20 protein-coding genes and 1 pseudogene are annotated in these 26,443 nt (G+C 56.5%); 13 read left to right on the forward strand and 8 right to left on the reverse strand.

Annotation, left to right across the window (positions count from 1 at the left end; all coding sequences use genetic code 11):
* The first annotated feature begins 22 nt into the window (after positions 1 to 22).
* Positions 23 to 853, forward strand: coding sequence for an ABC transporter permease subunit (locus EDF78_RS07295; RefSeq protein WP_133822817.1), 831 nt, complete (start codon positions 23 to 25; stop codon positions 851 to 853).
* A gap of 48 nt (positions 854 to 901) precedes the next feature.
* Here EDF78_RS07295 and EDF78_RS07300 read toward each other — a convergent pair whose 3' ends face one another.
* Both EDF78_RS07300 and EDF78_RS07305 read right to left on the reverse strand, forming a co-directional pair.
* A complete protein-coding gene (locus tag EDF78_RS07300) occupies positions 902 to 1,684 on the reverse strand; it encodes a CatB-related O-acetyltransferase (RefSeq protein WP_133822818.1) in 783 nt (260 codons plus the stop codon).
* Positions 1,685 to 1,866: 182 nt separating this feature from the next.
* Positions 1,867 to 3,654, reverse strand: coding sequence for a methyl-accepting chemotaxis protein (locus EDF78_RS07305; protein ID WP_133822819.1), 1,788 nt, complete (start codon positions 3,652 to 3,654; stop codon positions 1,867 to 1,869).
* A gap of 227 nt (positions 3,655 to 3,881) precedes the next feature.
* Between EDF78_RS07305 and EDF78_RS07310 the strand changes: the two genes are divergently transcribed.
* From EDF78_RS07310 to EDF78_RS07325, 4 genes and pseudogenes are all read left to right on the forward strand, one after another.
* Positions 3,882 to 4,112: a type I restriction-modification system subunit M N-terminal domain-containing protein gene (locus EDF78_RS07310; protein ID WP_208294467.1), complete on the forward strand. Its 231-nt coding sequence runs from the start codon at positions 3,882 to 3,884 to the stop codon at positions 4,110 to 4,112.
* Positions 4,085 to 4,678, forward strand: a pseudogene (locus tag EDF78_RS07315) (SAM-dependent DNA methyltransferase); the annotation flags it as partial. The gene EDF78_RS07310 and the pseudogene EDF78_RS07315, both read left to right, overlap by 28 nt.
* On the forward strand, positions 4,675 to 5,394 hold the full coding sequence (locus EDF78_RS07320; protein WP_133822821.1) for a restriction endonuclease subunit S: 720 nt from the start codon (positions 4,675 to 4,677) through the stop codon (positions 5,392 to 5,394). The pseudogene EDF78_RS07315 and the gene EDF78_RS07320, both read left to right, overlap by 4 nt.
* On the forward strand, positions 5,391 to 8,639 hold the full coding sequence (locus tag EDF78_RS07325) for a DEAD/DEAH box helicase family protein (protein ID WP_133822822.1): 3,249 nt from the start codon (positions 5,391 to 5,393) through the stop codon (positions 8,637 to 8,639). Before EDF78_RS07320 ends, EDF78_RS07325 begins: the two co-directional genes overlap by 4 nt.
* A 39-nt stretch (positions 8,640 to 8,678) precedes the next feature.
* On the opposite strand, the gene EDF78_RS07330 is transcribed toward EDF78_RS07325, so the two are convergent.
* The gene (locus tag EDF78_RS07330; RefSeq protein WP_131692874.1) at positions 8,679 to 8,975 is read right to left on the reverse strand and encodes a SelT/SelW/SelH family protein; all 297 of its coding nucleotides are present in this window, start codon (positions 8,973 to 8,975) and stop codon (positions 8,679 to 8,681) included.
* Between the two features lie 48 nt (positions 8,976 to 9,023).
* Positions 9,024 to 9,926 (reverse strand): LysR family transcriptional regulator, encoded by a 903-nt coding sequence (locus tag EDF78_RS07335; protein ID WP_208294468.1) that lies wholly within the window; start codon positions 9,924 to 9,926, stop codon positions 9,024 to 9,026.
* A gap of 122 nt (positions 9,927 to 10,048) precedes the next feature.
* Here EDF78_RS07335 and EDF78_RS07340 point away from each other — a divergent pair, with 122 nt between their 5' ends.
* From EDF78_RS07340 to recD, 5 genes are all read left to right on the forward strand, one after another.
* A complete protein-coding gene (locus tag EDF78_RS07340) occupies positions 10,049 to 11,146 on the forward strand; it encodes an NADH:flavin oxidoreductase/NADH oxidase (RefSeq protein WP_095923078.1) in 1,098 nt (365 codons plus the stop codon).
* Positions 11,147 to 11,347: 201 nt separating this feature from the next.
* A complete protein-coding gene (locus tag EDF78_RS07345) occupies positions 11,348 to 11,860 on the forward strand; it encodes a polyketide cyclase (RefSeq protein WP_095923077.1) in 513 nt (170 codons plus the stop codon).
* Between the two features lie 143 nt (positions 11,861 to 12,003).
* Positions 12,004 to 15,450, forward strand: a complete 3,447-nt coding sequence (gene recC / locus EDF78_RS07350; protein ID WP_243839438.1) for an exodeoxyribonuclease V subunit gamma — start codon at positions 12,004 to 12,006, stop codon at positions 15,448 to 15,450.
* The gene (recB, locus tag EDF78_RS07355) at positions 15,447 to 19,133 is read left to right on the forward strand and encodes an exodeoxyribonuclease V subunit beta (RefSeq protein WP_133822824.1); all 3,687 of its coding nucleotides are present in this window, start codon (positions 15,447 to 15,449) and stop codon (positions 19,131 to 19,133) included. The genes recC and recB overlap by 4 nt, the downstream gene beginning before the upstream one ends.
* Positions 19,130 to 21,184 carry an exodeoxyribonuclease V subunit alpha gene (gene recD, locus EDF78_RS07360; RefSeq protein ID WP_133822825.1) on the forward strand — a complete coding sequence of 685 codons (2,055 nt, stop codon included), beginning with the start codon at positions 19,130 to 19,132 and terminating at the stop codon, positions 21,182 to 21,184. The genes recB and recD overlap by 4 nt, the downstream gene beginning before the upstream one ends.
* A 23-nt stretch (positions 21,185 to 21,207) precedes the next feature.
* On the opposite strand, the gene EDF78_RS07365 is transcribed toward recD, so the two are convergent.
* The 4 genes from EDF78_RS07365 to EDF78_RS07375 all read right to left on the reverse strand — a co-directional run bounded on the left by EDF78_RS07365 (position 21,208) and on the right by EDF78_RS07375 (position 23,188).
* The gene (locus EDF78_RS07365; RefSeq protein ID WP_195817463.1) at positions 21,208 to 21,450 is read right to left on the reverse strand and encodes a hypothetical protein; all 243 of its coding nucleotides are present in this window, start codon (positions 21,448 to 21,450) and stop codon (positions 21,208 to 21,210) included.
* Positions 21,451 to 21,573: 123 nt separating this feature from the next.
* Complete coding sequence (gene yniD, locus EDF78_RS07370; RefSeq protein WP_095923072.1) at positions 21,574 to 21,681, reverse strand: small membrane protein YniD; 108 nt, start codon at positions 21,679 to 21,681, stop codon at positions 21,574 to 21,576.
* Positions 21,682 to 21,705: 24 nt separating this feature from the next.
* The gene (locus tag EDF78_RS25570; RefSeq protein WP_162928524.1) at positions 21,706 to 21,855 is read right to left on the reverse strand and encodes a hypothetical protein; all 150 of its coding nucleotides are present in this window, start codon (positions 21,853 to 21,855) and stop codon (positions 21,706 to 21,708) included.
* A 97-nt stretch (positions 21,856 to 21,952) separates the two neighbouring features.
* A complete protein-coding gene (locus tag EDF78_RS07375) occupies positions 21,953 to 23,188 on the reverse strand; it encodes an MFS transporter (RefSeq protein WP_133822826.1) in 1,236 nt (411 codons plus the stop codon).
* Between the two features lie 114 nt (positions 23,189 to 23,302).
* Here EDF78_RS07375 and EDF78_RS07380 point away from each other — a divergent pair, with 114 nt between their 5' ends.
* The 3 genes from EDF78_RS07380 to EDF78_RS07390 all read left to right on the forward strand — a co-directional run bounded on the left by EDF78_RS07380 (position 23,303) and on the right by EDF78_RS07390 (position 26,401).
* Positions 23,303 to 24,211 carry a LysR family transcriptional regulator gene (locus EDF78_RS07380; RefSeq protein WP_095923070.1) on the forward strand — a complete coding sequence of 303 codons (909 nt, stop codon included), beginning with the start codon at positions 23,303 to 23,305 and terminating at the stop codon, positions 24,209 to 24,211.
* 28 nt (positions 24,212 to 24,239) lie between these two features.
* Complete coding sequence (locus tag EDF78_RS07385; RefSeq protein ID WP_133822827.1) at positions 24,240 to 24,731, forward strand: GNAT family N-acetyltransferase; 492 nt, start codon at positions 24,240 to 24,242, stop codon at positions 24,729 to 24,731.
* Between the two features lie 107 nt (positions 24,732 to 24,838).
* A complete protein-coding gene (locus tag EDF78_RS07390; RefSeq protein ID WP_133822828.1) occupies positions 24,839 to 26,401 on the forward strand; it encodes a sensor domain-containing diguanylate cyclase in 1,563 nt (520 codons plus the stop codon).
* Positions 26,402 to 26,443: the final 42 nt, after the last annotated feature.

The following is a 26,443-nucleotide window of genomic DNA, read 5'->3' on the forward strand; positions in this document are numbered from 1 at the left end:
CCTTTTTTAAGCAGAGAATGTTATGGCCTACCCCTTAGATTTCAGCCGCCAGATCGACAGCGCCATCCACACGCTGCTGACGCACGCGGGCGGTTTTTTTGATGGTCTGTCGGCAGGCATTGATGCGTTTGCGGGCGGTCTGGAAATCCTGACCGGCTGGCTGACGCCGTGGGGACTGGTGATCATCGCCGTCGTGCTTGGCGCGTGGCGCATCGGCAAAGGTTTTGCGCTTTTTGCCCTGCTTGCCACGCTCTATATTATTTACAGCGGCTACAGCGAACATGCGTCGGTCACGCTTTCCCTGACCTTGTCGTCAACGTTCTTCAGCCTGCTGATCGGCATTCCGCTGGGCATCTGGAGCGCCCGCCGTGCCCGCGTCGGCAGCGTGGTGCGCACCCTGATGGATTTTATGCAGACCATGCCCGCGTTTGTCTATCTGATCCCCGCGACCATTCTGTTTGGCCTCGGGCGTCCGCCGGGTATTTTTGCCACCATTTTATTTTCCATGCCGCCGGTGGTGCGTCTGACCGATCTGGGGATCCGCCAGGTCAGCGTGGCGCGGATCGAAGCCGGTCTGGCTTTTGGCTGTACGCCGTGGCAACTGCTGTGGAAGGTGCAACTGCCCGCCGCGCAACCGGCGATCATGGCAGGCATCAATCAGACCATCATGATGGCGATGTCGATGGTGATCATCGCCTCAATGGTCGGCGCAGGCGGGCTGGGCAATGACATTCTCAGCAGCATTCAGCAACTGGATATCGGGCTGGGATTACAAAGCGGCGTGGTCGTGGTGCTGATGGCGATCCTGCTCGACCGATTGTCGGCAAGTTTTGCGGCGAAAACCGGAAAGTGATGAACCGCCGGCCACACCCTGAGGTGCTTTGCGCCGGAGTGGCTGTTCTTATATTTGGGCTAACTCTTGCGCAATATTCACGACGTTATAATTGTGCTTTGTTATTTCGCCACGGGCTATTTTTTCTTCCATCTGTTGGAGGAAATAAAGGATGTCATGCGACTGGGTGACATCGGGGAGATCGGTGATTTTATAATCCCACCATTCTATTGCCTGAAGACGGTCGATAATTTCCGGTTCAAAGCGATATTTAATGATCTTAGCCGGAATACCGCCGACGATGGCGTACGGCGGCACATCACCAGTGACCACTGCATTGGCAGCAATAACTGCGCCATTACCGATGGTGATGCCGCCTTTTAAAACGGCGTGTTCCCCCACCCAGACATCGTGACCTAATACCGTCGCAGCCGGTATATAGTCGAATCCGGCAATGTTCAGTGTTTCTCCAAATTGTTCCAGCGCCACTTTTGGGTAGAAATCATGATATGTCAGTGGACTGGTGGTAAACCGGTGTATGGGATGTTGTGGCCCCATAATCCGCACCCCTGCCGCCAGGCTGCAAAATCTGCCGGTTTTGAGGTTATTGGGTAATTTACTGCATGCGTAAGAATAAGCGCCCATCGAACAGAAACTTTTTCGCGGCATTGCGGCATATTCTTCGACCCAAACATCCTCAGTAAATTTTACTTTTTCCCCTTTTCTGAAAAGGAACATATTTCTCTTTTTATATATTCCTTTCACTATTGCCGGGAATTTAAGATGGATCTTATGACGTAAACAATAATCCTCATGTTTTTGAGTCCATCGAAATTCAACGGGATACTTCATTCATTGTTCCTCAAAGGTGACATGCTGTTTTTATAGGTTCTTATCGGAATCCTATCATAAAACAGACATGGCAAAAATCTGAGGTCGGAGGTAATCAGAAGAGGAGATGCAGAGGTAAAGCAAAAAACGCCCGGAGGATAAAGTCCGGGCGCCAGGGTGAATACCTTACTCTGGTGGCGCGATCAGACCCGGAAATGCCCCACGGCGACGGCCAGACCGGTGGCCTGTTCCTGTAACGCCGACGCGGCACCGGTGGATTGCTGAACCATTGCGGCGTTTTGCTGCACCATGCCATCGAGCTGGGTAATGGCACGGTTAATTTCGTGAATACTCAGCATCTGCTCTTCCGAGGCGTGGGTGATTTCCAGCATCACGCTGCTGACGTTCGACACATTGCTGACGATTTCGCTCATGCTGTCGCTGGCCAGACGCACCTGCGCGGAACCGGAAGCGACACTGCTGACGGTGGATTCGATCAGCACTTTGATCTCTTTCGCCGCCTGGGCGCTGCGCTGTGCCAGACTGCGCACTTCGCTGGCGACCACCGCAAAACCGCGTCCCTGTTCGCCTGCGCGCGCGGCTTCCACCGCGGCGTTCAGCGCCAGAATGTTGGTCTGGAAAGCGATACCGTCGATGACGCCGGTAATATCGCCGATTTTCGACGAGGCACTTTCGATGCTTTCCATCGTTGTAATGACTTTCGTCACCACTTCGTCACCGCGCGTGGCGGCCTCTGACGCGGATTTCGCGGTGTCGGAGGCCTGTTTGGCCGAACTGGCCGACTGAGACACGGTCGCGGTGATCTGATCAAGGGAAGCCGCCGTTTGTTGCAGACTGGCCGCCGCAGACTCGGTACGTCCTGACAGATCGTTATTCCCCGCCGCGATCTCGTCAGCGGCGATTTTGACCGATTCGCTGGTGGTGCGGATTTCCGACATCACCTTGCTGAGCTTATCGACGAAAGTGTTGAAGGCGTGCGCAATCTGCGTCACTTCATCGTGACCGTCGGTCGGCAGGCGCTGTGTCAGATCGTCTTCGCCGGAACTGATGGCATTGAGCGTGTCACGCACCACAGAAAGGCGGTGGAAGGACTTACTGATCATCAGCCCGATAATGGCGGCAGAAATCAGCACGATCACCAGCAGCGTAATCACCGATGAGGTCAGCAGGGAACGCATACCGGCGGTGGATTCTTTCTTATCCTGCGCCACCAGCGTGAACCACTCCGTGCCCGCGACCGGCATTGCGCGGACGCGCTTCACCGCGCCATTGAGACGGATATCCACCGGCGCGTTGGCGGCAAACACATCCTGCAAATTCACTCCTTCTGCCAGCGCAGTAAACGGCTTCAGTGCCAGACTGGCGTCGGGATGCGCAATGATCACGCCGGATTTATCCACCAGCATGCCGAAACTGCCCGGCGTCGGGTGAATGGTATTGACGTTATTGACGACGCTGTCCATCGACACATCGCCCGCCACAATCGCTTTCAGCGTGCCGGAATCCATCACCGGTACCGCGAAAGTGACCACCAGCTTGCCGGTGCCTGCGTCGATATACGGCGGCGTCGCCACCGCATGTCCGGCGGCTTCCGCCTGCTTGTACCACGGGCGACCAGTCGGATCGTAATCCGCAGGCACACCGGTCGGATCAGAGAACTTCGCAGTGCGGTTGGCGTAACCGACATACACGTTGGTAAAGCCGCCTGCACTGGCGATCTGTTTGAGAACCGGGATCGGATCTTCAGACATCGCGACCTGTTGCAGTGAAACGATCATCCCTGTTTTTGCATTAACCCAATCGCTGATCCCTTGCGTATGGCTGGACGTCAGGGCGTTCAGCGTATTGTCTGTCGCCTGACTGTTGTATTTGTTTGCAACGGTATAGCTAAGAAACGTATTGATGATCAGCGAGCACGCTACGATGGCGATACAGGCTGTGATAATGCGCGAACGGATGGTCTTTAACATGGGCGTTTCCCTGGAAGGAATCTTAAGTCTAATGTATCGGCAGGAACGGGAAAAACTTGAAGTACGTCACACTAAAATAGTGCAGAGGGGTAATAGCTGTCTCAGTTAGATTAACATCTAACTCGTTGATTCAGATCATAAAATGGCGGCATTTGGTTTTTTTGCGCCGGATAATACCCGCACTCTTTATGTGTATTATTATTCCGACGGATACCCGCATGTCTAAAATGGACTTTTCCCACACCGCTGCCTTTATCTGGTCAGTGGCTGATTTGCTACGGGGTGATTTCAAACAGTCGCAGTACGGACGCATCATCCTTCCCTTCGCCTTATTACGCCGTCTGGAATGCGTGCTGGAAAACAGCAAAGACGCGGTCGTGACGCAGGCGCACACCGTCAGTGCCATGAATTTGCCGGAAGAAGCGCGGGAAAATTATGGCTGGCGCAACGTGCGCTGATGGAGAAAGCGCGTCAGATCCAGACCGCTTTTGGCACCACGAACGGCGGTAAACACAGCGTCAGCAACGATTTCAATCTCTTTGAAAACGCCCTGAAAACCGCGCTCAGTACCGCCGGTGTGAAGCTGGATAACAAAGAGAAAAAGCAGTTTATCGAGGCGGTCACCACCAAAAATCCGGCAGCCGAACCGGTGGTGAAAAAAGTCCTGAAAGAAAGCGAACAGCCGCTGTATGGCGCGTTCCGCTACAAAGGCAAGGTGGTGGAATTTGAACAGGACGGCGATTTACGCGACAACGAAAACGTCCCGCTTAATCCTGCCATCGCCACCAGCACGCTTATCGAAAGCTATTTCGAACGTGAGGTCAAACCGCACGTCAGTGATGCCTGGATCAACGCCGACAAACGCGATGCCAGGGACAACGAGATCGGCGTCGTCGGTTACGAGATCCCGTTCAACCGCCACTTCTATGTTTATCAGCCGCCAAGAGATCTGAAAGAGATCGATGCCGACCTCGATGCCATCAGTGCCGAAATTATGGCGCTGTTGCAGGAGGTGCATTCATGAGCGGGCGTTATAAGGCGTATGGAGAATATAAGGAGTCCGGGGTTGAGTGGTGTAATAAATTACCGCAGAAATGGGAAGGTTCAAATCTTCGGTGGCTATCAATTATTTATGCCGGAGGTACACCATCGAAAAACATTAGTGATTATTGGGAGAATGGAACTGTCCCTTGGATAAATTCTGGTGCAGTAAATCAAGGGTATGTAGTAACGCCATCAACATATATATCTCAAATCGGGTTTGAAAATAGCAGTGCTAAATGGATACCAAAGGATTCATTAGTTGTTGCTTTAGCAGGACAGGGAAAAACCAAAGGAATGGTTGCACAGTTAAGCATCGATACCACTTGTAATCAATCAATGGCTGCCATTGTTTTAGACAGAATAATCCATTCACGATATATCTATTGGTGGCTGACATCTAACTATCAAAATATAAGAAATATGTCTGGCGGGGATTTAAGGGATGGATTAAATCTTGAGATTCTCGGGGATATACAATGTCCTCTACCCTCTGATGCTGAGTGTTTGAATATTTGTAACTTCCTCGATCACGAAACCGCCAAAATCGATACCCTTATCGATCTCCAGCAACAACAAATCGAACTCCTCAAAGAACGCCGCACCGCCCTGATCTCCGCAGCTGTCACCGGCAAAATCGACGTGCGTGACTGGCAGGTTCCTGTCACGCAGACAGAATCCGACGAGGTGACGGCATGATGTCGGATCCGACCAAAGAGCGGATTTTTCAGGATGAAATGATCTCGCAGCTTTGCGAAAACGGCTGGATCAGCGGTAAACCGGACGGTTACGATCGCCAGCGGGCGCTGTATCTTCAGGACGTTCTGACCTTTGTGCAGACCACGCAGCCGAAAGCGTGGGAGAAGCTGGCGCGGGTGTATCCGCAGGATACCGAACGTCATTTCCTGGATGCATTGCTGACGCAGCTGAACAAAGCCGACATTAATGCTACGGATAAACTTTCCCGCACTTATGGCACGCTCGGCGTTCTGCGTCATGGATTGAAGATCCGTAATGCGGATTTCTCCCTCTGTCAGTTCAAACCCGAGCACGGCCTGAACCCGGAGACGCTGGCGCGCTACCGGCAGAATATCTGCCGCGTGGTGCCGGAACTGGTGTACAGCCCCTATGCCAGCGCGGAGCATTTCGCGGCAAGCGGGGTGAAAGCCAAACGCTGGCGTATCGATCTGGTGTTATTCGTCAACGGTTTGCCGGTCGCCACGCTGGAACTCAAATCTGAGTTCAAACAGACGGTGCAAAGTGCGGTCGCTCAGTACAAAGACACCCGTCTGCCGAAAGATCCGGCGACCAAAAAACCGGAGCCGTTACTGACTTTCAAGCGCGGGGCGCTGGTGCATTTTGCTGTCAGTCAGCACGACGTGTTTATGACCACCCGGCTGGCGGGCAAAGAGACGTATTTTCTGCCGTTTAACAAAGGCACGGCGGAAGGCGGGAAGGGCAATCCGACGCCCGCCGACCAGACCCGTTACGCCACGGATTATCTGTGGAATGAAGTGTTGCTGCCCGCCAATCTGCTGACCATTCTGGGCAGTTATGTGCATCTGCAAATCGAAGAAAAAGAAGACTGGCAGGGGCTGAAATACAAGAAAGAGACGCTGATATTCCCGCGCTATCACCAGTGGGATGTGGTGAATAAACTGGTGCGCGCCGCAGTGCAGGAAGGCTGCGGGCATAAATACCTGATCCAGCACAGCGCCGGATCCGGCAAATCCAACTCGATTGCCTGGACGGCGCATCAGCTTTCGACGCTGTATGCCGCAGACGGACAAAAGCAGTTTCACTCGGTGATCGTGGTGACCGACCGCACGGTGCTGGACGATCAGCTTCAGGACACCATTTACCAGTTCGAACATGCCGACGGCGTGGTCGGGCGCATCAATAACAAAACCGGTGACGGCTCGAAAGCCGATAAACTGGCGGCGGCGCTGGAAAACTCGCAGCCGATCATCATCGTCACCATCCAGACCTTCCCGCATGTGCTGAAAGCGATCGAAAACAGCCTGAGCCTGAAACAACGCCAGTACGCGATCATTGCCGATGAGGCGCACTCTTCGCAAAGCGGTTCGACCGCGCGCCAGCTGAAAGAAGTACTGATGCTGGAGAACACCGGCGACGACGTTGAGTTGTCCTCCGAAGACATCATGGACGCCACCATGGTTGCCCGGCGCGGCAGCAATAATCTCAACTATTACGCCTTCACAGCCACGCCGAAAGCCAAAACGCTGGAGTTGTTTGGCCGTCTTCCCAACCCGAACGAACCGGCATCGAAAACCAACCGGCCGCAGGCGTTTCATGTGTATTCCATGCGGCAGGCCATCGAAGAGGGCTTTATTCTCGATGTGCTGAAAAATTACGTCACTTATCATGTGGCCTACAAACTGGCGCAGAAACAGGCGGATGCCGACAAAGAAGTCGATGACAAAAAGGCCAACAGACGCCTGACTCAGTGGGTGCGGCTGCACGATTACAACATCGCGCAGAAAGTGAAAGTGATTGTCGAGCACTATAAAAACCACGTGATGAACCTGCTCGGCGGCCAGGCCAAAGCCATGGTGGTCACCCGTTCGCGCAAGGAAGCGGTGCGTTACAAACTGGCGTTCGATAAGTACATTCACCAGAATCATTACCAGAAAATCAGCGCCATGGTGGCGTTTTCCGGTGAAGTGGAATTCAGCGAAAACGGCCCGAACAGCGAGGCGCAGCTGGGGCAGAAATACACAGAAACCAACATGAACCCCGGCCTGAAGGGGCGTGATATGCGCAAAGCTTTCGACAGCGACGACTATCAGGTGATGCTGGTGGCGAACAAATTCCAGACCGGATTTGACCAGCCAAAACTGTGTGCCATGTATGTCGATAAACCGCTCGGCGGCGTCGAATGTGTGCAGACACTATCGCGCCTGAACCGTATATATCCCGTCAAAGCGGCATCCGGCACCTTTATTCTCGATTTTGTGAATGACCCGGATGACATCCTGCAAGCCTTCCGGCCCTATTATCAGACCGCTGAACTGACGGATGTGTCTGACCCGGCGCTGGTGTTTGAGCTGTTTGAAAAACTGCGTACCAGCGGGATTTTTCAATGGCGTGAAGTCGAACAGTTCTGCACCGCCTTTTTCAGTAAAAACAAATCTGGCGCGGCACTGAGCAATATCAGCCGACCGGCCGTGGAACGCTGGGAAAAACGCTATGCCTCGGCGACTGAAGCCTATCTGCAATCCAAACGCATGTTCGAGATCACCAAAACGACCCGCGAGCCGATATTAATCGCCAATGCAGAAAACACCTTTAAAGAATGCAAAAGGGAAAAAGACCGGCTGGAAATTTTCAAAAAAGATCTCGGCAGCTTTGTGCGCTTTTATGAATTCATTTCGCAGATCGTCGATTACGACAATCAGGATCTGGAGAAACTCAGCCTGTTCGCACGGCATCTGCGCCCGCTGCTGCGCGAATCAAACGTGCAGGAAGACGACGTGGATTTGCAGAATGTGGTGATGAGCCATTACCGCCTGTCGAAAATGCGCGAACAGCAACTGCGCCTCACCGCGGCCAGTGCGGAAGAGGGTTTGCAGCCCGGTAACGACGTCGGATCGGCGAAACCTAAAGACAAAAAAGAAGACTTTATGTCGCAAATCCTTGAACGTCTGAATGCGCTTTTTGTCGGTGACCATCTGACGGATAAAGATATGATCAACTGTGCTTTCACAGTTAAAGACAAGATCTCAGAAAACACGGCTGTCATGACGCAGCTTGCTAATAACACCCGTGAACAAGCGATGTTAGGCGATTTTCCAAAAGCTGTTGATGAGGCCATCATGGACTGCAATGCAGCTCAGCAAAATATGATGATGCAGTATCTTTCCAATCCCGCACTCGCCAAAGGCTTTGCGCAGGTGGTGTTTGATATGCTGAAAGCGGGGTGAGCCGTTAACGCGCTGCGGGGTGAGCCGCAGCCTCAGAACTTATTCGTCACCTGTCTTCTTCTTATCTACATGCCCCAGCGATCTTTCCGGGAAACAGATATCGCGCACGCGCTGTTTAAGCGGCGCGGCATCGGGGAAACCGCCGTCGCGTTTGCGTTCCCAGATGATTTCGTCATCGACTTTGATTTCGTAGATGCCGCCGGTACCGGGGACAAGCGTCACGGACGCCAGATCGGTGCTGAACGAATTGAGCAGTTCCTGCGCCATCCACGCGGCGCGCAGCAGCCAGTTGCATTGAGAACAATATGTGATGGTGATAGCTGGCAGTTTTTCCATGGTATGAGTCCTTATAGGCAGATTTTATCGATGTTTCAGAAAACGTCATTACTGCCCGCTACAGACCTGCGCCAGTTGCTGTCTCAGCCACTGATGTGCGGCGGAAAGATGCGAGCGTTCGTGCCACGCGGCGACTTTGGTAAAGCCAGGAATGGTCAGCGGTGGCGGCATCACTTCCAGCCCTGCGGCATCGCGCACCAGCCGTTCCGGTACTACGGCGATCAGATCCGTGGTCTGTAAAACCGGCGGCAGCACCAGAAAACTGTTCACCGACAGCACCACGTTGCGTTTTTTGCCCAGCGCGTGAAGGGCAGTATCCGTCACGCCGGCAAAATTTTCGCCGCTCAGTGACACCAGCGCGTGGTCGTACTGACAAAATGTCTCCAGCGAGATCGTGCCTTGATTCAGCGCCGGATGGCCTTTGCGCAGCGTACATACATAACGTTCATCATATAAATGGCGGATATGCAGATCGGGCGGCGTGGTCTCCGGCGTCAGCAGCGCCAGGTCGATTTCACCGCGCTCCAGCCGCCCCGAAAGGGTCGAATCCTCAACCCGTTGAACCGACAGATGAATACCCGGCGCGAGCTTCTGTAACAGGGAAAAAAACGGCACGATAATCACGCCCAGCGCGTAATCGGTGGCGGCGAGGGTAAACGTCATCTCGCAGTCAGCGGGTATAAATACCTCCGGCTGTAACAGCGCGTCGATTTCCGCCATCACCCGTTTCACCGGTTTAGCCAGCGACAGCGCGCGTTCGGTCGGCACGATACCGTAGCGCGCCCGCACGAATAAGGGATCATCAAAACTTTCCCGCAGACGCGTCAGCATGCTGCTTACAGCGGGTTGCGTCAGGGAAAGGCGCTCTGCGGCGCGGGTCACGCTGCGCTCGTCGAGCAATGCATCGAAAGTCTTTAACAGGTTGAGGTCGAGACTCTTCAGATTGCGCATAGGCAGGGCACCGATTGAGTTATAACGAAATTTGATACGCACTATAATATTTCTATACTTCTGCTTATAGCTCTTTGGCAGCACTCTGTGTGCTAAATGCGCCAATCCACCGAGGAAATATTATGTCTGCACTTTTCACGCCGTTTACGCTGAAAGACGTCACCCTGAAAAACCGCATTGCCGTTCCGCCAATGTGCCAGTATTCCGCCACCGATGGCGTGCCGAACGACTGGCATCAGGTGCATTACGCCACGCTGGCACGCGGCGGCGCGAGTCTGGTGATTGTCGAAGCGACGGCCGTATCGCCGGAAGGCCGGATCACCCCGGGATGTCTTGGGATCTGGAACGATGAACAGGCCGCTGAACTGGCGAAAATCGCCAAATCTATCAAAGCCGCAGGCGCGGTACCGGGGATCCAGATCGGACATGCAGGCCGTAAAGCCAGCGCCAATCTGCCGTGGGAAGGGGACGATCATATTGCGGAAGGCGATCCGCGTGGCTGGGCGACCCTTGCGCCATCCGCTGTCGCATTCGGCAAACATCTGCCAAAAGTGCCGAAAGAAATGACCAAAGCCGATATCCAGCGCGTGATGGCCGATTTTGTCGCTGCCGCAAAACGCGCACGCGATGCCGGTTTTGAATGGCTGGAACTGCATTTTGCCCACGGCTATCTGGCACAAAGCTTCTTCTCCGTGCATTCCAACACCCGCACTGACGAATACGGCGGTGACTTCGCCGGTCGCAGCCGTTTCCTGATTGAGACTTTCGATGCCGTTAACGCGGTCTGGCCGAAAAACCTGCCGATCACCGCGCGTTTTGGCGTGATCGAATACGACGGTCGCGATGAAGAAACGCTGGCAGAATCCATCGAACTGACCCGTATCCTGCGCGAAAAAGGGCTGGATATGCTCAACGTCAGCGTCGGTTTCTCCACCTGGGAAGCACAGGTTCCCTGGGGTGCCGGTTTCCTGGCGCCGGTGTCGCGCCGCGTGCGTGAAGAGGCTGGTTTGCCGGTGGCAAGCTCATGGGGCGTTGCGTCGGCAGACGTGGCCGAGCGTTGCATCAGCGAACAAGATATGGATCTGGTGATGATTGGCCGCGCGATGCTCGCCAACCCGCATTATCCGTATGCGCTGGCAAAAGAACTGGGCGAAGACAATCCTTCGTGGGTTCTGCCTGCGCCTTACGCGCACTGGCTTGAGCGTTACAGCATTCAGTGATCATTGCTGATGAATCAGTGAAATAACCGGCAGGCAGAAGTCTTCTTCTGCCTGTTTTTTTGCCCGCCATCCAGATATAAAAATCAGAAATGGTAAGTATCACAAGGTGTGATTTCCGTAATATCTCAGCCCTGCGTATTCTTTATGCACGCCAGCCTGCGGGCTGTTCCCTGTACATAACTCAATACAAAGGAAGTAAATATGAATGCGATTCACTGGCCGCAAGGCTATATCCCCGGCGAAACCGACAACTTCGCGTCAAACGAAATGATCATCACCGGCGTGACGGTTGACGAACTCTGGGCACAACTGGATAACACTGCCGCCTGGCCGGTGTATTACAGCAACGCGTCTGATATTGCTTTCTACGACGGTACGGGGCCGGGCCTGAGCGACGGTGCCCGTTTCCGGTTCAGTACCTTTGGTTTCCCGGTCGAAGCACAGGTGACGGAATACGTCCCGCCGGTCAACGGGCAGCCAGCGCGCATGGCGTGGCACGGCTGGGCAGAAGGCGACGCCGACACCCGTCTCGACGTGCATCACGCGTGGCTTATCGAAGAACTTTCCGGCGGCCGCGTGCGTATCCTGACGCAGGAAACGCAAAACGGTAAACCGGCACGCGATTTAGCGGTAACCCGACCTAACCCGATGATCAACGGCCATCAGGAATGGCTGGACGGAATGATCGGGGCGGCTCGTAAAATGCGCAGCTAATTTTCAGCGCGTTACATTTTGCTACGAGGCAGGCCGCAGGCCCTGCCTCTTTTCTTTTCTGTCCTTTCAATCCTTTCCAAATGAACGCAAAATCTCACCCCTGACAGGCGATAACAAGGGATGCGGGCGTGAATTCAGGTTTGATGGTATTACACGGAAATCACTCAGAGGCGCTGAGGGATGTGCTGGTCACGTGGATGGCGGCGCATCCGCTGTCGCCGCTGGAAAACGAAGTGATTCTGGTGCAAAGCAACGGCATCAACCAGTGGCTGAAACTGGCGCTGGCACGTGATGTGGCGGACGGTGGCTGCGGAATTGCGGCGGCGCTGGATATCAAGCTTCCGGCGCGTTTTTTCTGGCAGGTTTACCGTGCGGTGCTCGGCAAAGAACAGGTGCCGGAATCGTCACCGTTTGACCGGCCGTTGCTGACCTGGCGACTGATCCGCCTGTTGCCTGAACTGCTGGCAGAACCGGTGTTTGCGCCGCTGGCCCGTTTCTTAAAAGAAGACGGCGACATGCGTAAACTGCATCAGCTGGCGCAGCGTCTGGCGGATTTATTCGATCAGTATCAGGTTTACCGTGCCGACTGGCTGGAAGACTGGGGCAACGGGCGGGATGTCCTGCGCACCAGCCGCCAGGGCAGCGAACCCTTACCGGAAAACCTGCTGTGGCAGCCGCAACTGTGGCGTGCGCTTCTGGCGGATGTGCCTGAAAACGAGCGCGGCACCAGCCGTGCGGCGCTGCATCAGCGTTTTCTGCAACATGCGCAAACCCTTCCTGAAGATCAGCGTCCGGCCGGATTGCCCTCGCGGCTGGTGGTGTTCGGTATTTCCTCGCTGCCGCAACAATCCCTTGAAGTGCTGGCGGTGCTGGGGCGCTGGACACACATCTTTATGTGCGTGCATAACCCGTGCGAACACGACTGGAGCGACATCATCGCCGATAAAGATCTGCTACGTGCGGAGCGGATCCGGCAATTACGCAAGCCGGGCATGCCGCAGGTGATCGCTGAAGATGAACTTCATCAGCATGCGCATCCGCTGCTGGCGGCATGGGGCAAACAGGGGCGCGATTATATCGGCCTGCTGAATGAATATGACAACCACGAATCCTATGCTTCGCAGCTTGCGCCGGTGATCCCGCGTATCGATCTCTTTACTTCAAACGGCACCGATACCCTGTTGCACCAGTTGCAGGAAGACATTTTGCAGCTGCGTCCGCTGGCGGAAACGATCGAAGAATGGCCTGCGGTGGATGTTCAGCAGGACGATTCCCTGCGTTTCTTTATTACTCACAGCGCGCAGCGCGAAGTGGAAGTGCTGCATGACCGGTTGCTGGCCGCGCTGGCGGCTGATCCGACGCTGAAAGCCCGCGACATTATCGTGATGGTGCCGGATATCAACGGCTATGCGCCGCACATTCAGGCGGTATTTGGCCTGACGGAACGCAGCGACCCGCGCTATATCCCGTTTACCGTTGCCGATCAGGGACCGCGCCAGAACAACTCCTTACTCGGTGCGCTGGAAAGCCTGCTGAACCTGCCGCAGTCGCGTTTTGCCGTCAGCGATCTGCTGGATTTACTCGACGTGCCTTCCGTGCGTCAGCGTTTCGGCATCGAAGAAGAGCAACTGCCGCTGCTGCATCGCTGGATACGTGCCGCTAACGTGCGCTGGGGGCTGCATGCGGAACAGCGTCAGAGCCTCGAACTGCCGTTATCGCCGGAGCAAAACAGCTGGTTCTTCGGCCTGCAACGTATGCTGCTCGGTTATGCGGTGGGCAGCGGCGAGGCGTGGGCGGATATCGAACCGCTGGATGAAATCGGCGGGCTGGATGCGGCGCTGATCGGTCCGCTGTCGCATCTGCTCAACTGCCTCGACGACACCTGGCGTCAGTTGCGTGAACCCGCGACGCCGCCGGTGTGGGGCGAACGCCTGCGCGACATCCTTTCTCAGTACTTCAGCGAGGATGACGGCGAAGACGGCTTCATTTTAGTGCGTCTGCATGGCGAGCTGGAAACCTGGCTGGCTGCCTGTGAAAGCGTCGATTTGCAGGCTGAACTGCCGCTGTCGGTGGTGCGCGATCACTGGCTGGCGCAGTTCGACCAGTCAGGTCTGACACAGCCATTCTTCGGCGGGGCGGTAACCTTTGCCACCCTGATGCCGATGCGCGCCATTCCGTTCCGCCACGTCTATCTGCTGGGCATGAATGACGGCGATTATCCGCGTAACCGCGTGCCGATGGATTTTGACCTGATGGGACGTGATTACCGTCCGGGTGACCGTTCCCGGCGCGAAGATGACCGTTACCTGTTCCTTGAGGCGCTGCTTTCTGCCCGTGAGCGTCTGCATATCAGCTGGGTTGGTCGCAGCATTCATGACAATACCGAACGGCCGCCTTCCGTGCTGGTGGCGCAGTTGCGCGACCATGTGGCGGCGGGCTGGAAAGCGGAAAATGGCGGGGAGTTACTGCCTGCGCTGACCGTCGAACATCGTCTGCAACCGTTCAACCGCGATTACTTCAGTCAGGGCAGCACGTTGTTCAGCTATGCCCACGAATGGCGCGCCGGTCTGGAAGCCGAAGCCGCCGCCGTGGTGGCGCAACCGCTGCAACCTGTTGAACAGGAAGGCGCGCTGACACTGCGGCAGTTGTCGGATTTTCTGTCCGACCCGGTGCGCAGTTTCTTCCGCCAGCGGCTGAACATCTATTTTGAGCTGGAAGATCCCGGCAGCGAAGATCAGGAGCCGTTCGACATCAATGCGCTGGAAAACTGGCGTTTGCAGGATGAACTGATCCGCGCGCAGAAACAGGCGCTGGAAGCAGGCGTTTCGCGGCAGGATGTATTGCGTCAGCAACTTGAACGCATTGAGCGGCGCGGCGAACTGGCTCCGGGCGAGTTCGCTGCAGTGCTGAGCGAAGATCTCGCCGAGCCGATGGACACCTTGTTTGCCAGTTATCAGCAGGTACTCGATAACTGGCCGCAACCGCTGGCAAATGAGGCGCTGGAAGATGACACCGGCGGCGTGATGTTCTCCGACTGGCTGAGTGAACTGCGGGCAAATGCGGCGGGCGACCGTGCGCGCGTGGTGCTGGAAAGCATCGGCATCATGACCAAAGAGCGCAGTTACCGCTTTGACCGCCTGCTGCCTTACTGGGTCGCACACCTCGCCGGACACCTTAACGGACAGCCGATGCACACGGTGATCGTCAGTAAAAACGGCACTGCTGAACTGCCGCCGCTGGATATTGCACAGGCGCAGGACATATGGGAAACGCTGATTACCACGTGGAAAGCGGGGCAGTTACGCCCGTTGCCGCTGGCAGTGAAAACCGCCTTTGTCTGGCTGAAAAAAGAGGGCACGGAAAACAGCGCGCCGGACAGCGATGCCTGGCTGGCTGCCCGTGACAGTTATGAGAATCACGATCCGGCTAACATGAAATTTGGTGAACGCGACAGCAATGCCTATCTGGCCCGCGCATGGCCGGATTTTGCCACGCTATGGGCAGACGGCGAGTTTGCCCGGCTGGCTGATACGCTGCTGACCCCATTAATCAGTCACCTTTCCCGCAGCAAAAAAGGAGCGAAGGAATGACGGAACAAACGTTGCCCTCACCCCTGAGCGTACTGAACTTCCCGCTGACGGGCAGCCGCCTGATCGAAGCCAGCGCCGGGACCGGCAAAACCTTCACCATCGCCGCGCTGTATGTGCGGCTGGTGCTCGGTCACGGTGGCGACAATGCCTTCAGCCGCCCGCTGACACCGCCGGAAATTCTGGTGGTGACATTTACCGACGCGGCCACCAAAGAACTGCGCGATCGAATTCGCGAACGGCTGTCGACGGCGGCAGCGTGTTTTTTAGAAGATCCGCTGGCGCCTTCAGCCTGCGATGAATTTTTGCAGGATCTGCGCGCGGAATACGCGCCGGAGCAGTGGCCGGGCTGTGCGCGCAAGCTGCAACTGGCGGCGGAGTGGATGGATGAATCTGCCGTATCGACCATTCACGGCTGGTGTAACCGTATGCTTGGCGAGCACGCATTCGACAGCGACAGCCTGTTTACCCAGACGCTGGAAACCGATCAGACCGAACTGCTGATGAACGTGGTGCGCGATTACTGGCGCAGTTTTTACTTCCCGCTCAGCGAGGCGGAAATCAAAACGTTACGCGGCTGGTGGCGGTCGCCGGAAGACCTGCACCGCAGCGTAATGCCGTTGCTGGAGTATGCCGATGCACTGGGGTCTGATCAGACGCCCGCCGACGTGTGCGAGACGGTCAATAACCAGAAAGCCGCAGAACTGGCGGCGCTGAAACAAGACTGGCCGCAATGGACGCAGGAACTGCGCACCATGCTCGAAGGTGCGGTGGCGGCGAAAGTGGTCGATGGCAAAAAAATTCAGGCGCGGTTTTTCAATCCGTGGCTGGAAAAACTGCACACCTGGGCGACGACGGACGACGTAATACCGGATCTGAAAACCGGCTGGACGCGCCTTACTCCCGCCGGTTTAAGGGAATGCTGGAAACAGGGCGATCCCCCTGAACATCCGGCGCTGACGGCGATGGAAACCCTGAAAGCCCGTCTTGAAAGCCTGCCTGACGCCCGCAGCGGTTTGCTGCAACACGCCTGCCGCTGGATCCAGCACCGCTTTGACGCTGAGCAGCAAAAGCGTGCACAGATGGGTTTCAATGATTTGCTGACCCGTCTCGATACAGCCCTGCGCAGCGACAACGGCGCGCGGCTGGCGGAGATCATCCGCACGCAATTTCCGCTGGCGATGATCGACGAATTTCAGGATACCGATCCGCTGCAATACCGTATTTTCGACGCCGTTTACCGCGTGGCGGAAAACGCGCCGGAGCAGGGGCTGATCCTGATCGGCGACCCTAAACAGGCGATTTACGCCTTCCGTGGCGCGGATATTTACACCTATCTGCGCGCCCGTCGCGATACCGGTGGCCGTCACTACACACTGGCGACCAACTTCCGTTCCACCCGCGCGATGGTGGCGTCGGTTAATCAGGTGTTTGAACTGGCCGAGAAGCGCCGCGCAGGAGAGGGCGCGTTCCTGTTCCGTCGTGACGATGACAATCAGGTGCCGTTCCTGCCGGTGGAAGCCAAAGGGCGCGCCGACACGCTGGTGATTGATGATGCCGAAGCGGTGGCGATGACGCTGTGGTACCCGGAAAATCAGCCGGACACCTTGCCGAAAACGCAGTATGTCCAGCTGATGGCCGAAGGCTGTGCAACGGAAATCGTCCGCTTGTTGCGCCTCGGCCAGCAAGGGTCTGCCGGTTTCGGACTGCCCGGTGAACCCCTGAAACCGGTGATGCCGGGCGATGTGGCGGTGCTGGTGAATACCGGCCGTGAAGCGGCGGCGGTGCGCACCGCGCTGTCGAAACGCGGCGTGCGCAGTGTTTATCTTTCCGATAAAGAATCGATTTTTGAAAGTGCGCAGGCAGGGGAGTTGCAATACTGGCTGGCGGCCTGTGCCGCGCCGGAAAACGACCGTCTGCTGCGCGCTGCCCTTGCCACACCTTCGCTCAACCTCAGCTGGGAGGCGCTCGACCGGCTGAATCAGGACGAGAATGAGTGGGAACGCTACGTGCAACAATTTCAGGCGTTTCGCACCTGCTGGCGCAAGCAGGGCATTTTGCCGATGCTGCGCCGCCTGATGTGGGAATTCGACGTACCGCGCCGCCTGCTTGGCCGGGGCGACGAGCGTGCGCTGACCGATCTGCTGCACCTTTCCGAACTGCTGCAACAGGCCAGCGTGCAACTCGACGGCGAACACGCGCTGATCCGCTATCTGGCGGAACAATGTCAGGACGAACATCAGGGCGGCGATGCCCGCAAACTGCGTCTCGAGAGTGATGCGGATCTGGTGAAAGTGGTCACGGTGCATAAATCCAAAGGGCTGGAATATCCGCTGGTATTCCTGCCTTTTGCCTGTGCGTTCCGCGCGGTCAAAAAACAGGATTCACCGCTGAAATGGCATACGCCGGAAGGTGAACTGGAAGTCGCGCTGAGTGCGACGGATGAGCAACTGGTGCAGGCCGACCGCGAGCGTCTGGGCGAGGATCTGCGTAAGTTTTATGTGGCGCTGACCCGCTCACGTTACGCGCTGTGGCTGGGTATGGCACCGCTGAAAGAGTTCGAAAAGAGCGCGCCCGGTTATCTGTTCCACGGTGGGGAAACCATTGAGGCGGATGCGCTGCCTGCGAGTTTGCAGGCGATGGAAACGGAAAATATCCGTGCCTGGCCGCTGCCCCTGCCGGACGGTGCCCTTTATCGCAGTGAGCAGACGCTGCCGGCGCTCGGGCCACGTCCGCCACTGCGTACCCATAAAGGGCCGCGCTGGTGGGTGACGAGTTTCTCCGGCCTGCAAATCGCGGCTGCCGGTACGTATATCGTGGCCGAAAACCTGAACCGTGAGCCGCTGGCTGAAATCGAAAGCGCCGCGCAGGACAGTTATTTAGAAGATCAGAAAATCCGTGATGCCGGAAAAGAACAGCCGGAAGGGCTGCCGCAGCCGATGACCGGTGAAAATTTGTATGCTTTCCCGCGCGGCCCTGCGCCGGGTAATTTCCTGCACGGTTTGCTGGAATGGGCGGGTGACGAAGGGTTTGCCGCGCTGGCGGCCGATCCGGCGAAAATCGCCGATCAGGTTGCCCGGCGTTGTAATACGCGGGGCTGGGAAAAATGGATCGTGCCGCTGACCGGCTGGCTGACCGCGTTACTGACGCAACCGCTGGGCTTGCCTGACGGTACCACTTTCACGCTGGCGGAACTGCCGCCTTATCAGGTGGAAATGGAGTTCTGGTTCCCGCTGACGCAGGTGCCGACCCGCCACCTCGACCGGCTGGTTCAGCAATACACGCTGGAAGGAGCGGAGCGCGCACCGCTGGTGGCGGAAGATCTCAACGGTATGCTGAAAGGCTTTATCGATCTGGTGTTTGAGCACAACGGGCGTTATTACGTGCTGGATTACAAATCTAACTGGCTCGGCGATGACGCCAGCGGGTATGACCAGAACACCATGACGCAATCGATGCGGGATCACCGCTACGATTTGCAGTTCACACTGTACCTGTTTGCGCTACATCGTCTGCTGAAATCCCGTCTGCCGGACTACGACTATGACCGGCACATTGGCGGCGCAGTCTATCTTTTCCTGCGCGGCAGCCACGCGCCGGGTAATGGCGTCTGCGTTCAGCGGCCGGATAAAGCGTTAATGGAACAACTCGACGCGCTGTTCAGCGGCAGTGAGGCACATGTATGAAAATCAACAGCCGGGAAGATATCGCACAACTGCTGGCAAGCTGGGTGGAATGTGGCTGGCTGCGCGAACTGGATCGCGCACTGGTGACGTTTCTGGCGAAGGAAGCGCCGGATGCTCATCCGCTGTTATTGCTGGCGATCGCGCTGACCAGCTATCAGCTGGGGCGCGGCCATGTGTGTCTGGACTTGCAGGCCACGCTCGATGACAGCGCCTTTTCACTTTCGCTGCCGCCTGACGGCGATCATGCCGATGGCGCGGTGATCCGCCCCGCCGCCGTGCTGGAACACCTGACGCTGACGGAGTGGCTGTCGGCGCTGGCGCACCCGACGCTGGTCAGCGAAGGCGCAGGCAATTCGCCGCTGGTGCTGGCCGGTCAGCGACTGTACCTGCGCCGTTACTGGCAGTACGAACAAAATGTCCGCACGGCGATAGAACAACGTCTGACGCGCAGCGCACTGCACACCTTGCCGGTGGCATCGCTGCGCGCACCGCTTACGGCGCTGTTCCCGCCGGACGGTAAATCACAGGCTGCCAACTGGCAGAAACTGGCCTGTGCGCTGGCGGCGGGCAATGCATTCAGCATTATTACCGGCGGGCCGGGCACCGGTAAAACCACCACGGTGGTGCGCCTGCTGGCGTTGTTGCAGACACTGGCGCTGGAAGAACACGGCCAGCCGCTGCGTATCCGTCTGGCGGCACCGACCGGCAAGGCAGCGGCGCGTCTCAATGAATCCATTGCCGGTGCGGTGTCGAAGCTGGATCTCAGTGCGCTGGGCAACGGCGATGCCGTGCGCGACAGCATCAACACCGATGTTGTGACTCTGCACCGCCTGCTTGGCAGCCGCCCGGATACCCGGCATTTCCGCCACCATCCGGGGAATCCGTTACTGCTGGATGTGCTGGTGGTGGATGAAGCCTCGATGGTCGATCTGGAAATGATGGCGGCGCTGCTGGCGGCGTTGCCGGAGCAGGCGCGACTGATCCTGCTCGGTGATAAAGATCAGCTGGCGTCGGTGGAAGCGGGGGCGTTGCTCAGTGAATTGTGTCAGCGGGCGGCTGGCGGCCATTATCTGCCGCAAACCCGTGACTGGCTGGAGGAAGTGACCGGCGAATCCATTGCGGATCAGCTGGTTGATCCGCACGGCACGGCGATGGATCAGGCGGTGGTGATGCTGCGTCACAGCTACCGTTTTGATGCACAAAGTGGCATCGGCAGGCTGGCGGAAGCGGTAAACGATGGCGACGTGAAAGGGCTGAAACAGGTCTGGAAACAGGGTTATGCCGATCTGGCGCAACTGACGCTGAGCGCGGACGATGACCGTGAGCTGCGCGACTGGGTGGTGAATGGCGGCGCGAAGCAGTTTCCGGCGGCGGCAACGCGTGAAGGCGTCGAACCCCCGGTCGGCTATCGTCACTATCTGACGATCATGATCAATGAGCGTCCGGCAGACGATGAACCGCCCGAAGCGTTCAACCGCTGGGCCACCAAAGTGTTGCTGGCGTACAGCCAGTTTCAGTTGCTGTGCGCCTTGCGTGGCGGAAACTGGGGTGTAGAAAAAATGAATGAGCGAATTGCTGAAATCCTGAGAAAAGAAGGGCTGCTCAAGGCATCCGTTAACTGGTATCCGGGGCGCCCGGTGCTGGTCACGCGTAACGACTACAGCCAGCGACTGATGAATGGCGATATTGGCATCACGCTGGAGATCCCGCACCGGCTGCCGGACGGTTCCGTCGTGCCGACCTTGCGCGTGGCGTTTCTGGCCGGTGACGGTACGCAGGATATCCGCTGGGTAATGCCGGGGCGTTTGCAGGCGGTGGAAACGGTATTCGCCATGACGGTTCATAAATCGCAGGGTTCTGAATTCACCCATACCGCGCTATTACTGCCGGAAAACCTCAGCCCGATCCTGACCCGTGAGCTGATTTACACCGGCATCACCCGTGCGCGTCACTGGTTCAGTCTGGGATGTGTCGGGGGAATGAATGCGGTACTGCCGGATGCGGTGCAGCGGCGGGTATTGCGTGCCAGCGGATTAATTGAAAGCGCGTAGTGCGGATACCTGAAGGGTAAAAATCAGTATTCGTATTCGTGAATTTTGAGGGGCTTACGATGTGGGCGGGCTTTCTGGCCCGCCACTTTTGTGGCCTTGAGCGGATCGCCAGCCACGAACTCCAGTGTCGGTGAATAATAAAAAGGCAGCCAGCCGCCGTAGCCATTCTCCCACTCCCAGCGAACCGGGCAGGGCCAGAGAATGTCTTCGTGCATGATGTAATACGTCCATCGCCCATGAGGACGACGAGGTTTGGGTGTTTTCATAAACGGTCAGACGGGCTCTTAACAATCACTAAGGATATTCTGGCTCGCGTAGCGGAAGGTTTCAACCCCCTGACCGGGTTGATGCTTATTTAATCAGTTTCAGAAGGGGTAATTTGCAAAACTTTACCCCCAGATCATCGCCGCCCAGCGCAACAGCATCAGCGCGCCGCAGATACACAGCAGTACCACAACCATTTTCCAGTGTTTGGCCATCATCCGTTTCGTTACCATTTCTCCTCCTGCCATCAGGGCATGTTAGTGCGCCATGTGCTCATCCACATAGTGAATCACCTGCTCTTTCAGTTCAGGTACGGCCTGATCGGCGAGCCACTCAAACGCCAGCAGCACCAGGGCTGCGGCGGCAATTACTGACAAAAGTATAACGGCTTTATTACGTGCTTCCATGATTCTCATTGCTTCTGTATTGCCTGTTTTTTACTCTAACAGAATAAGCCGCAATGGGGGCGGCTTCAGTATTCTGGTTCCGGAAAGGTTTAAGAAATTATACCTTTTCAGCGGTTTCCAAACTTTGATCCCGTTCCTTCTCAGTATGCATTTGCGGATGACGGGCACCCGGCCTGAAGCCATGTTGCCGCGCCCGCCATGCGATACAGAGTCCGGCAACAATCAGTATCAGCATGACGGCAGGGAAATCCTCGATACCGGCGGTTTCCAGCAGCACGCCACCTGCCAGTCCGCCACCGGCAATCGCCAGATTCCAGGCTACCACGACCATAGATTGCGCCATGTCGGCGTGTTCTGCCGCCGCGTCCCCGATGGCCGTTTGCAGCAGCGTGGCGGCTCCGCCAAATGTCAGCCCCCACAGTGCAATGCACAATGTCACGGTCAGCGGCGAATGGCTGTTAAATATCAGCCCGAGCGAGAGCAGGGCAAAGGCCAGCAGGCTGACCAGCAGGGTTTGCCGCAGGCGTTTATCCACCAGTAAGCCCGTCACGCCGATACCGGCCAGCGCGCCGATGCCGAAGACCAGCAATATCTGGTCGGCACGCCCGTTCAGGCCGGACATACGCAGGAAGGGCACGATGTAGGTATAAAGCAGGTTATGCGCCAGCATCCACAGCATGATCACCAGCAAAATGCTGCGCACGCCCGGCATCATCAGCACATGGCGTAAAGGCTGACGCTGACCGGCGGCCTGGCCGGGGTAATCCGGCACTTTGCGGACCACCCAGACGATCAGCAACAGCGTGACGGCAGACATCACGCCAAAGGCCATACGCCAGCCAAGCTGCGTTCCCATCCATGTGCCGAGCGGAACGCCAACCGAAAGCGCCAGCGGCGTGCCGACCATCGCCACCGACAACGCCCGCCCCTGTTGCTCCACCGGCACCATCCGCCGTGCATAGCCTGCCAGCAATCCCCACGCCAGCCCTGCCGCCGCTCCGGCCATCCAGCGCGCAAACAGCGTCAGCAGATAATTTTCCGAGAAAGTGGTGAGGGTGTTGAAGACCAGAAAACCGCCGATCGCGGTCAGTAGCGCGGTGCGCCGGTTCCAGCTCCGGGTCAGGGCGGCCAGCGGGATGACCGCCATCAGTGATCCGGCGGCGTAAAGGGTGATGAGCTGCCCGGCCATCGCCGGGGAAACGTCAAGCCCGGCGGCAATCTGTGGCAGCAGTCCGGCGGGCAGGGTTTCGGTCATGATGGCGATAAAGCCGGTCAGCGCCATCGCCAGTAACGCGGACAGCGGAAGTGGGGGTTTCATTGCAGTGGAATTCATGCGGTATCTCAGTTTCAGAAAGTGTTAAAGCACGATAGAGCTCTCCTCAGTGCGGAAAAAGTAGGGTAGATTTCCTGAATATGCGGACGCTGATGTCCGTAATCGGGGGAAGCAATGGAAAATCTCAGTAGCCTGACGGTGTTCGTACAGGTGGCAGAAACCCGCAGTTTTGTGGCGGCCGGACGGATATTAGGCGTATCGGCATCGGCGGTGGGGAAAAACATTGCGCGCATGGAAACCCGGCTGAATGTGCGGTTGTTTCATCGCAGCACCCGCAGCGTGACGCTGACCGCCGAAGGGGCGCTGTTTCTTGAACGCTGCCGCCGGATCATGGCAGAACTTGAAGCCGCAGAAAGCGAATTGTCGCAACTGGCGGAATGCCCGCGCGGCAGGCTGCGGCTGAGTCTGCCGCAGGTGAGCACGCTGTTGCTGCCGGTGCTGGGTGAATTTATGCGCCGTTATCCGGATATCGAACTGGATCTGGATTTCACCGATCGTATTGTGGATGTGGTGGAAGAAGGGTTCGACGCCGTGGTGCGTACCGGCAAAATGGCGGATTCCCGTTTGTCGATGCGCAAGCTGGGCACGTTCCATCATCTGCTGGTCGGCGCACCAGCCTATTTTGAACAATACGGTACGCCTGCAAAACCGCATGAACTGGCTGATCATCGTTGTCTGCATTTCCGTTTTCCCAACAGCGGAAAACTCGAGCCGTGGCCGTTGCCGGAATATCAGGATTTAGCGCTGCCGGTGTCGATGGTTTGCAATAATATTGAAACGCGCCTGTGTTTTGCCGTGCAGGGGCTGGGCATCGCCTGTCTGCCGGATTTCAGTATCCGTAAGGAACTGGCGCGCGGGCAACTGGTGACGGTTCTGGATGATGATGTAAAGCGCAGTGGCGACTTCTACATTTTATGGCCGTCGGGCGGTTATATGACGCCGAAGTTGCGGGTGTTGATTGATTTTCTCAGCGAAAGGGTTTTCCCTGAAAATCCTGAGCTGGCGCTGCTGTGCCCGTACTAATTCTGTTTTTTGCCTGAGGGAGTGTGTGATGAGTCATTCTGTCTTTATTGAGCGATTTTCTGCCGCCGACCAGCGCGGTGTGGTTGAGGTGATTTTGCCAATCCAGAATCAGGAGTTTGGCATTGCAATAACCGAACAGCAGCAGCCTGATTTGCATGATATTCCGCAGTTTTATCAGCGCGGCAACGGGGATTTTTGGGTCGCCCGCTGTGAGGGGAAAGTGGTGGGCACGCTTGGCCTGAAAGATATCGGCAACGGCCAGACGGCACTGCGCAAAATGTTTGTCAGTGCGCCTTTTCGTGGCAGGGAGTATGGCGTGGCCGCATTATTACTGAATACCTTGCTGCAACATGCGCAGGCGAAAAAGGTGAAAGATATTTTTCTCGGCACGACAGACAAGTTTCTGGCAGCGCATCGCTTTTATGAAAAGAACGGATTTCAGCCCGTCACGGTGGCAGACCTGCCGCCAGATTTTCCGCTGATGGCGGTAGACAGTAAGTTTTACCGGCTAACGTTCTGAACGTTTTATCATCAGTAAAACCGTCCTGACTGAGACATATCAAAACCATCGTCTTTCATACTGCTATCCTCTGTAATATTCAGGGTCATCAGCTCAACGGACAGAGAATGGATCAGCAGCGGCGGTTTGCATTTAATCTTAAACGCCTGATATTGCTTCTGGCATTGGTGAGTACGCTTGTCACCTTGCTCAGCAGCTATCTGGCGATTTTTCAGGTAGAGAAAAAACTTCTTATCGAATCCTCATTGCGGGCGAGTCAGTCGTTCGCGACGCGGCTGTCGCTGACGGCGGATCTGTTCTTCAATGCGGCACAAAAGCAGGTGGCTTACAGTGCCGATTTGCTCGGCGACGAGTTTGACAACATTCAGGCGCTGACCGATGAAGCCGACCGGTTGCAGGTGCAGAGCAAGCGGTTCAGTTCCGTGCTGGTGGTGGATAAAACCGGCGTGGTGCGCGCGGCCTCGCGAAATTCCGCGTCGATGGTCGGATTAAAACTGGTCTCTGATGCCAATACCGCCGCGCTGACCACGCAAAATCCGGTGCTCAGTTCGCCGTTTCGTACCGCGCAAAACAATCACATCATCGTGCTTTCCGCCCCGATCCGTAATGCGCGCGGCGGCTATCTCGGCTATCTGGCGACCGAAATCGATCTGAGTAAAAGCAGTATTGTCGATACGCTGATTAACGCCCGTAATTACCGCAAGGACGCCTATATCTATGTGATCGACCGTGAAGGTGATGTGTTGTACCGCGCGGCATCCGGCTGGATTGAAAGCGTGCCGCAGGGGCATGTGAATAAGGCGCAGCTCGGCGGCCGGGAGCAGGGCTATCTGCGCATGGGAAACCTGCAGGGCGAGGAGTCGCTGGCCGGTTTTTCTACCATGGAAGTCGCGGGCTGGACGGTGCTGGTGTTGCATCCCGCCAAAGCCGACGTGGTGCTGCTGTACAACGTGATGTTGCAGGTTTTGCTCTACACGCTGCCGATCGTGATTCTGGTGTTTATCTGTATCTGGCTGCTGACGCGCTATATTTCGCGGCCATTGCGACAGCTCGCCTCGAAAGCGGACACCATGGATTCAGAAGATGTTTCTCAGGAAATTCAGCGGATTAATGCCTGGTATTACGAAGCCTCGAAGCTGAAAACGGTGATGTTACAGGGCATCAGGTTGCTGCATCAGCGCATCGAGCAGCTCAGTACGGAAGCCCACACCGATCCGATGACCGGCCTGCTGAACCGGCGTGGCTTTTATGAGGCCGTGGATAAACAACTGACGGCGTCGTCGCGTATTGCGGTCATCACGCTCGATATCGATCATTTCAAAAAAATAAATGATACCTACGGCCATGACGTGGGGGATAGCGTGATCACACAACTGGCCCGTCATATTCTGAGTAATTCCCGGGACGGCGATTTGCTGTGCCGCATGGGCGGCGAGGAGTTTCTGTTGCTGCTGCCCGGCGCGTCACTGACGCAGGCCATTCAGCTTGCCGAGCGTTTGCGTAAACAGGTCGAAGTGCAGCAGTTTGACGGCGCCGGACAGGTAACCATTTCGCTCGGAGTGACCCTGTTCTATCCCGGAAAAGTCAATATCGACGGGGCATTGAAAACGGCAGACAAGGCGCTGTATCAGGCGAAAAATGAAGGGCGTAACCGCGTGGTGAATTTGTAGATTTTGCCGGTACGGATCAGGCAGAAAAAGAGAAAAGGCTCA

This window comes from Rahnella sp. BIGb0236, from assembly GCF_004364755.1.
Taxonomy (GTDB): domain Bacteria; phylum Pseudomonadota; class Gammaproteobacteria; order Enterobacterales; family Enterobacteriaceae; genus Rahnella; species Rahnella victoriana.

Excerpts from the sequence above, each read along its gene's own strand:
- EDF78_RS07310 (WP_208294467.1), top strand. The coding sequence starts at position 3,882 with ATGGACTTTTCCCACACCGCTGCCTTTATCTGGTCAGTGGCTGATTTG.
- EDF78_RS07295 (WP_133822817.1), top strand. The coding sequence starts at position 23 with ATGGCCTACCCCTTAGATTTCAGCCGCCAGATCGACAGCGCCATCCAC.
- recC (WP_243839438.1), top strand. The coding sequence starts at position 12,004 with ATGGTATTACACGGAAATCACTCAGAGGCGCTGAGGGATGTGCTGGTC.
- EDF78_RS07300 (WP_133822818.1), bottom strand. The coding sequence starts at position 1,684 with ATGAAGTATCCCGTTGAATTTCGATGGACTCAAAAACATGAGGATTAT.
- EDF78_RS07305 (WP_133822819.1), bottom strand. The coding sequence starts at position 3,654 with ATGTTAAAGACCATCCGTTCGCGCATTATCACAGCCTGTATCGCCATC.
- recB (WP_133822824.1), top strand. The coding sequence starts at position 15,447 with ATGACGGAACAAACGTTGCCCTCACCCCTGAGCGTACTGAACTTCCCG.
- EDF78_RS07390 (WP_133822828.1), top strand. The coding sequence starts at position 24,839 with ATGGATCAGCAGCGGCGGTTTGCATTTAATCTTAAACGCCTGATATTG.
- EDF78_RS07345 (WP_095923077.1), top strand. The coding sequence starts at position 11,348 with ATGAATGCGATTCACTGGCCGCAAGGCTATATCCCCGGCGAAACCGAC.
- EDF78_RS07365 (WP_195817463.1), bottom strand. The coding sequence starts at position 21,450 with ATGAAAACACCCAAACCTCGTCGTCCTCATGGGCGATGGACGTATTAC.
- EDF78_RS25570 (WP_162928524.1), bottom strand. The coding sequence starts at position 21,855 with ATGGAAGCACGTAATAAAGCCGTTATACTTTTGTCAGTAATTGCCGCC.
- EDF78_RS07335 (WP_208294468.1), bottom strand. The coding sequence starts at position 9,926 with ATGCGCAATCTGAAGAGTCTCGACCTCAACCTGTTAAAGACTTTCGAT.
- EDF78_RS07380 (WP_095923070.1), top strand. The coding sequence starts at position 23,303 with ATGGAAAATCTCAGTAGCCTGACGGTGTTCGTACAGGTGGCAGAAACC.
- EDF78_RS07340 (WP_095923078.1), top strand. The coding sequence starts at position 10,049 with ATGTCTGCACTTTTCACGCCGTTTACGCTGAAAGACGTCACCCTGAAA.
- EDF78_RS07385 (WP_133822827.1), top strand. The coding sequence starts at position 24,240 with ATGAGTCATTCTGTCTTTATTGAGCGATTTTCTGCCGCCGACCAGCGC.
- recD (WP_133822825.1), top strand. The coding sequence starts at position 19,130 with ATGAAAATCAACAGCCGGGAAGATATCGCACAACTGCTGGCAAGCTGG.
- EDF78_RS07325 (WP_133822822.1), top strand. The coding sequence starts at position 5,391 with ATGATGTCGGATCCGACCAAAGAGCGGATTTTTCAGGATGAAATGATC.
- EDF78_RS07375 (WP_133822826.1), bottom strand. The coding sequence starts at position 23,188 with ATGAATTCCACTGCAATGAAACCCCCACTTCCGCTGTCCGCGTTACTG.
- EDF78_RS07320 (WP_133822821.1), top strand. The coding sequence starts at position 4,675 with ATGAGCGGGCGTTATAAGGCGTATGGAGAATATAAGGAGTCCGGGGTT.
- yniD (WP_095923072.1), bottom strand. The coding sequence starts at position 21,681 with ATGGTAACGAAACGGATGATGGCCAAACACTGGAAAATGGTTGTGGTA.
- EDF78_RS07330 (WP_131692874.1), bottom strand. The coding sequence starts at position 8,975 with ATGGAAAAACTGCCAGCTATCACCATCACATATTGTTCTCAATGCAAC.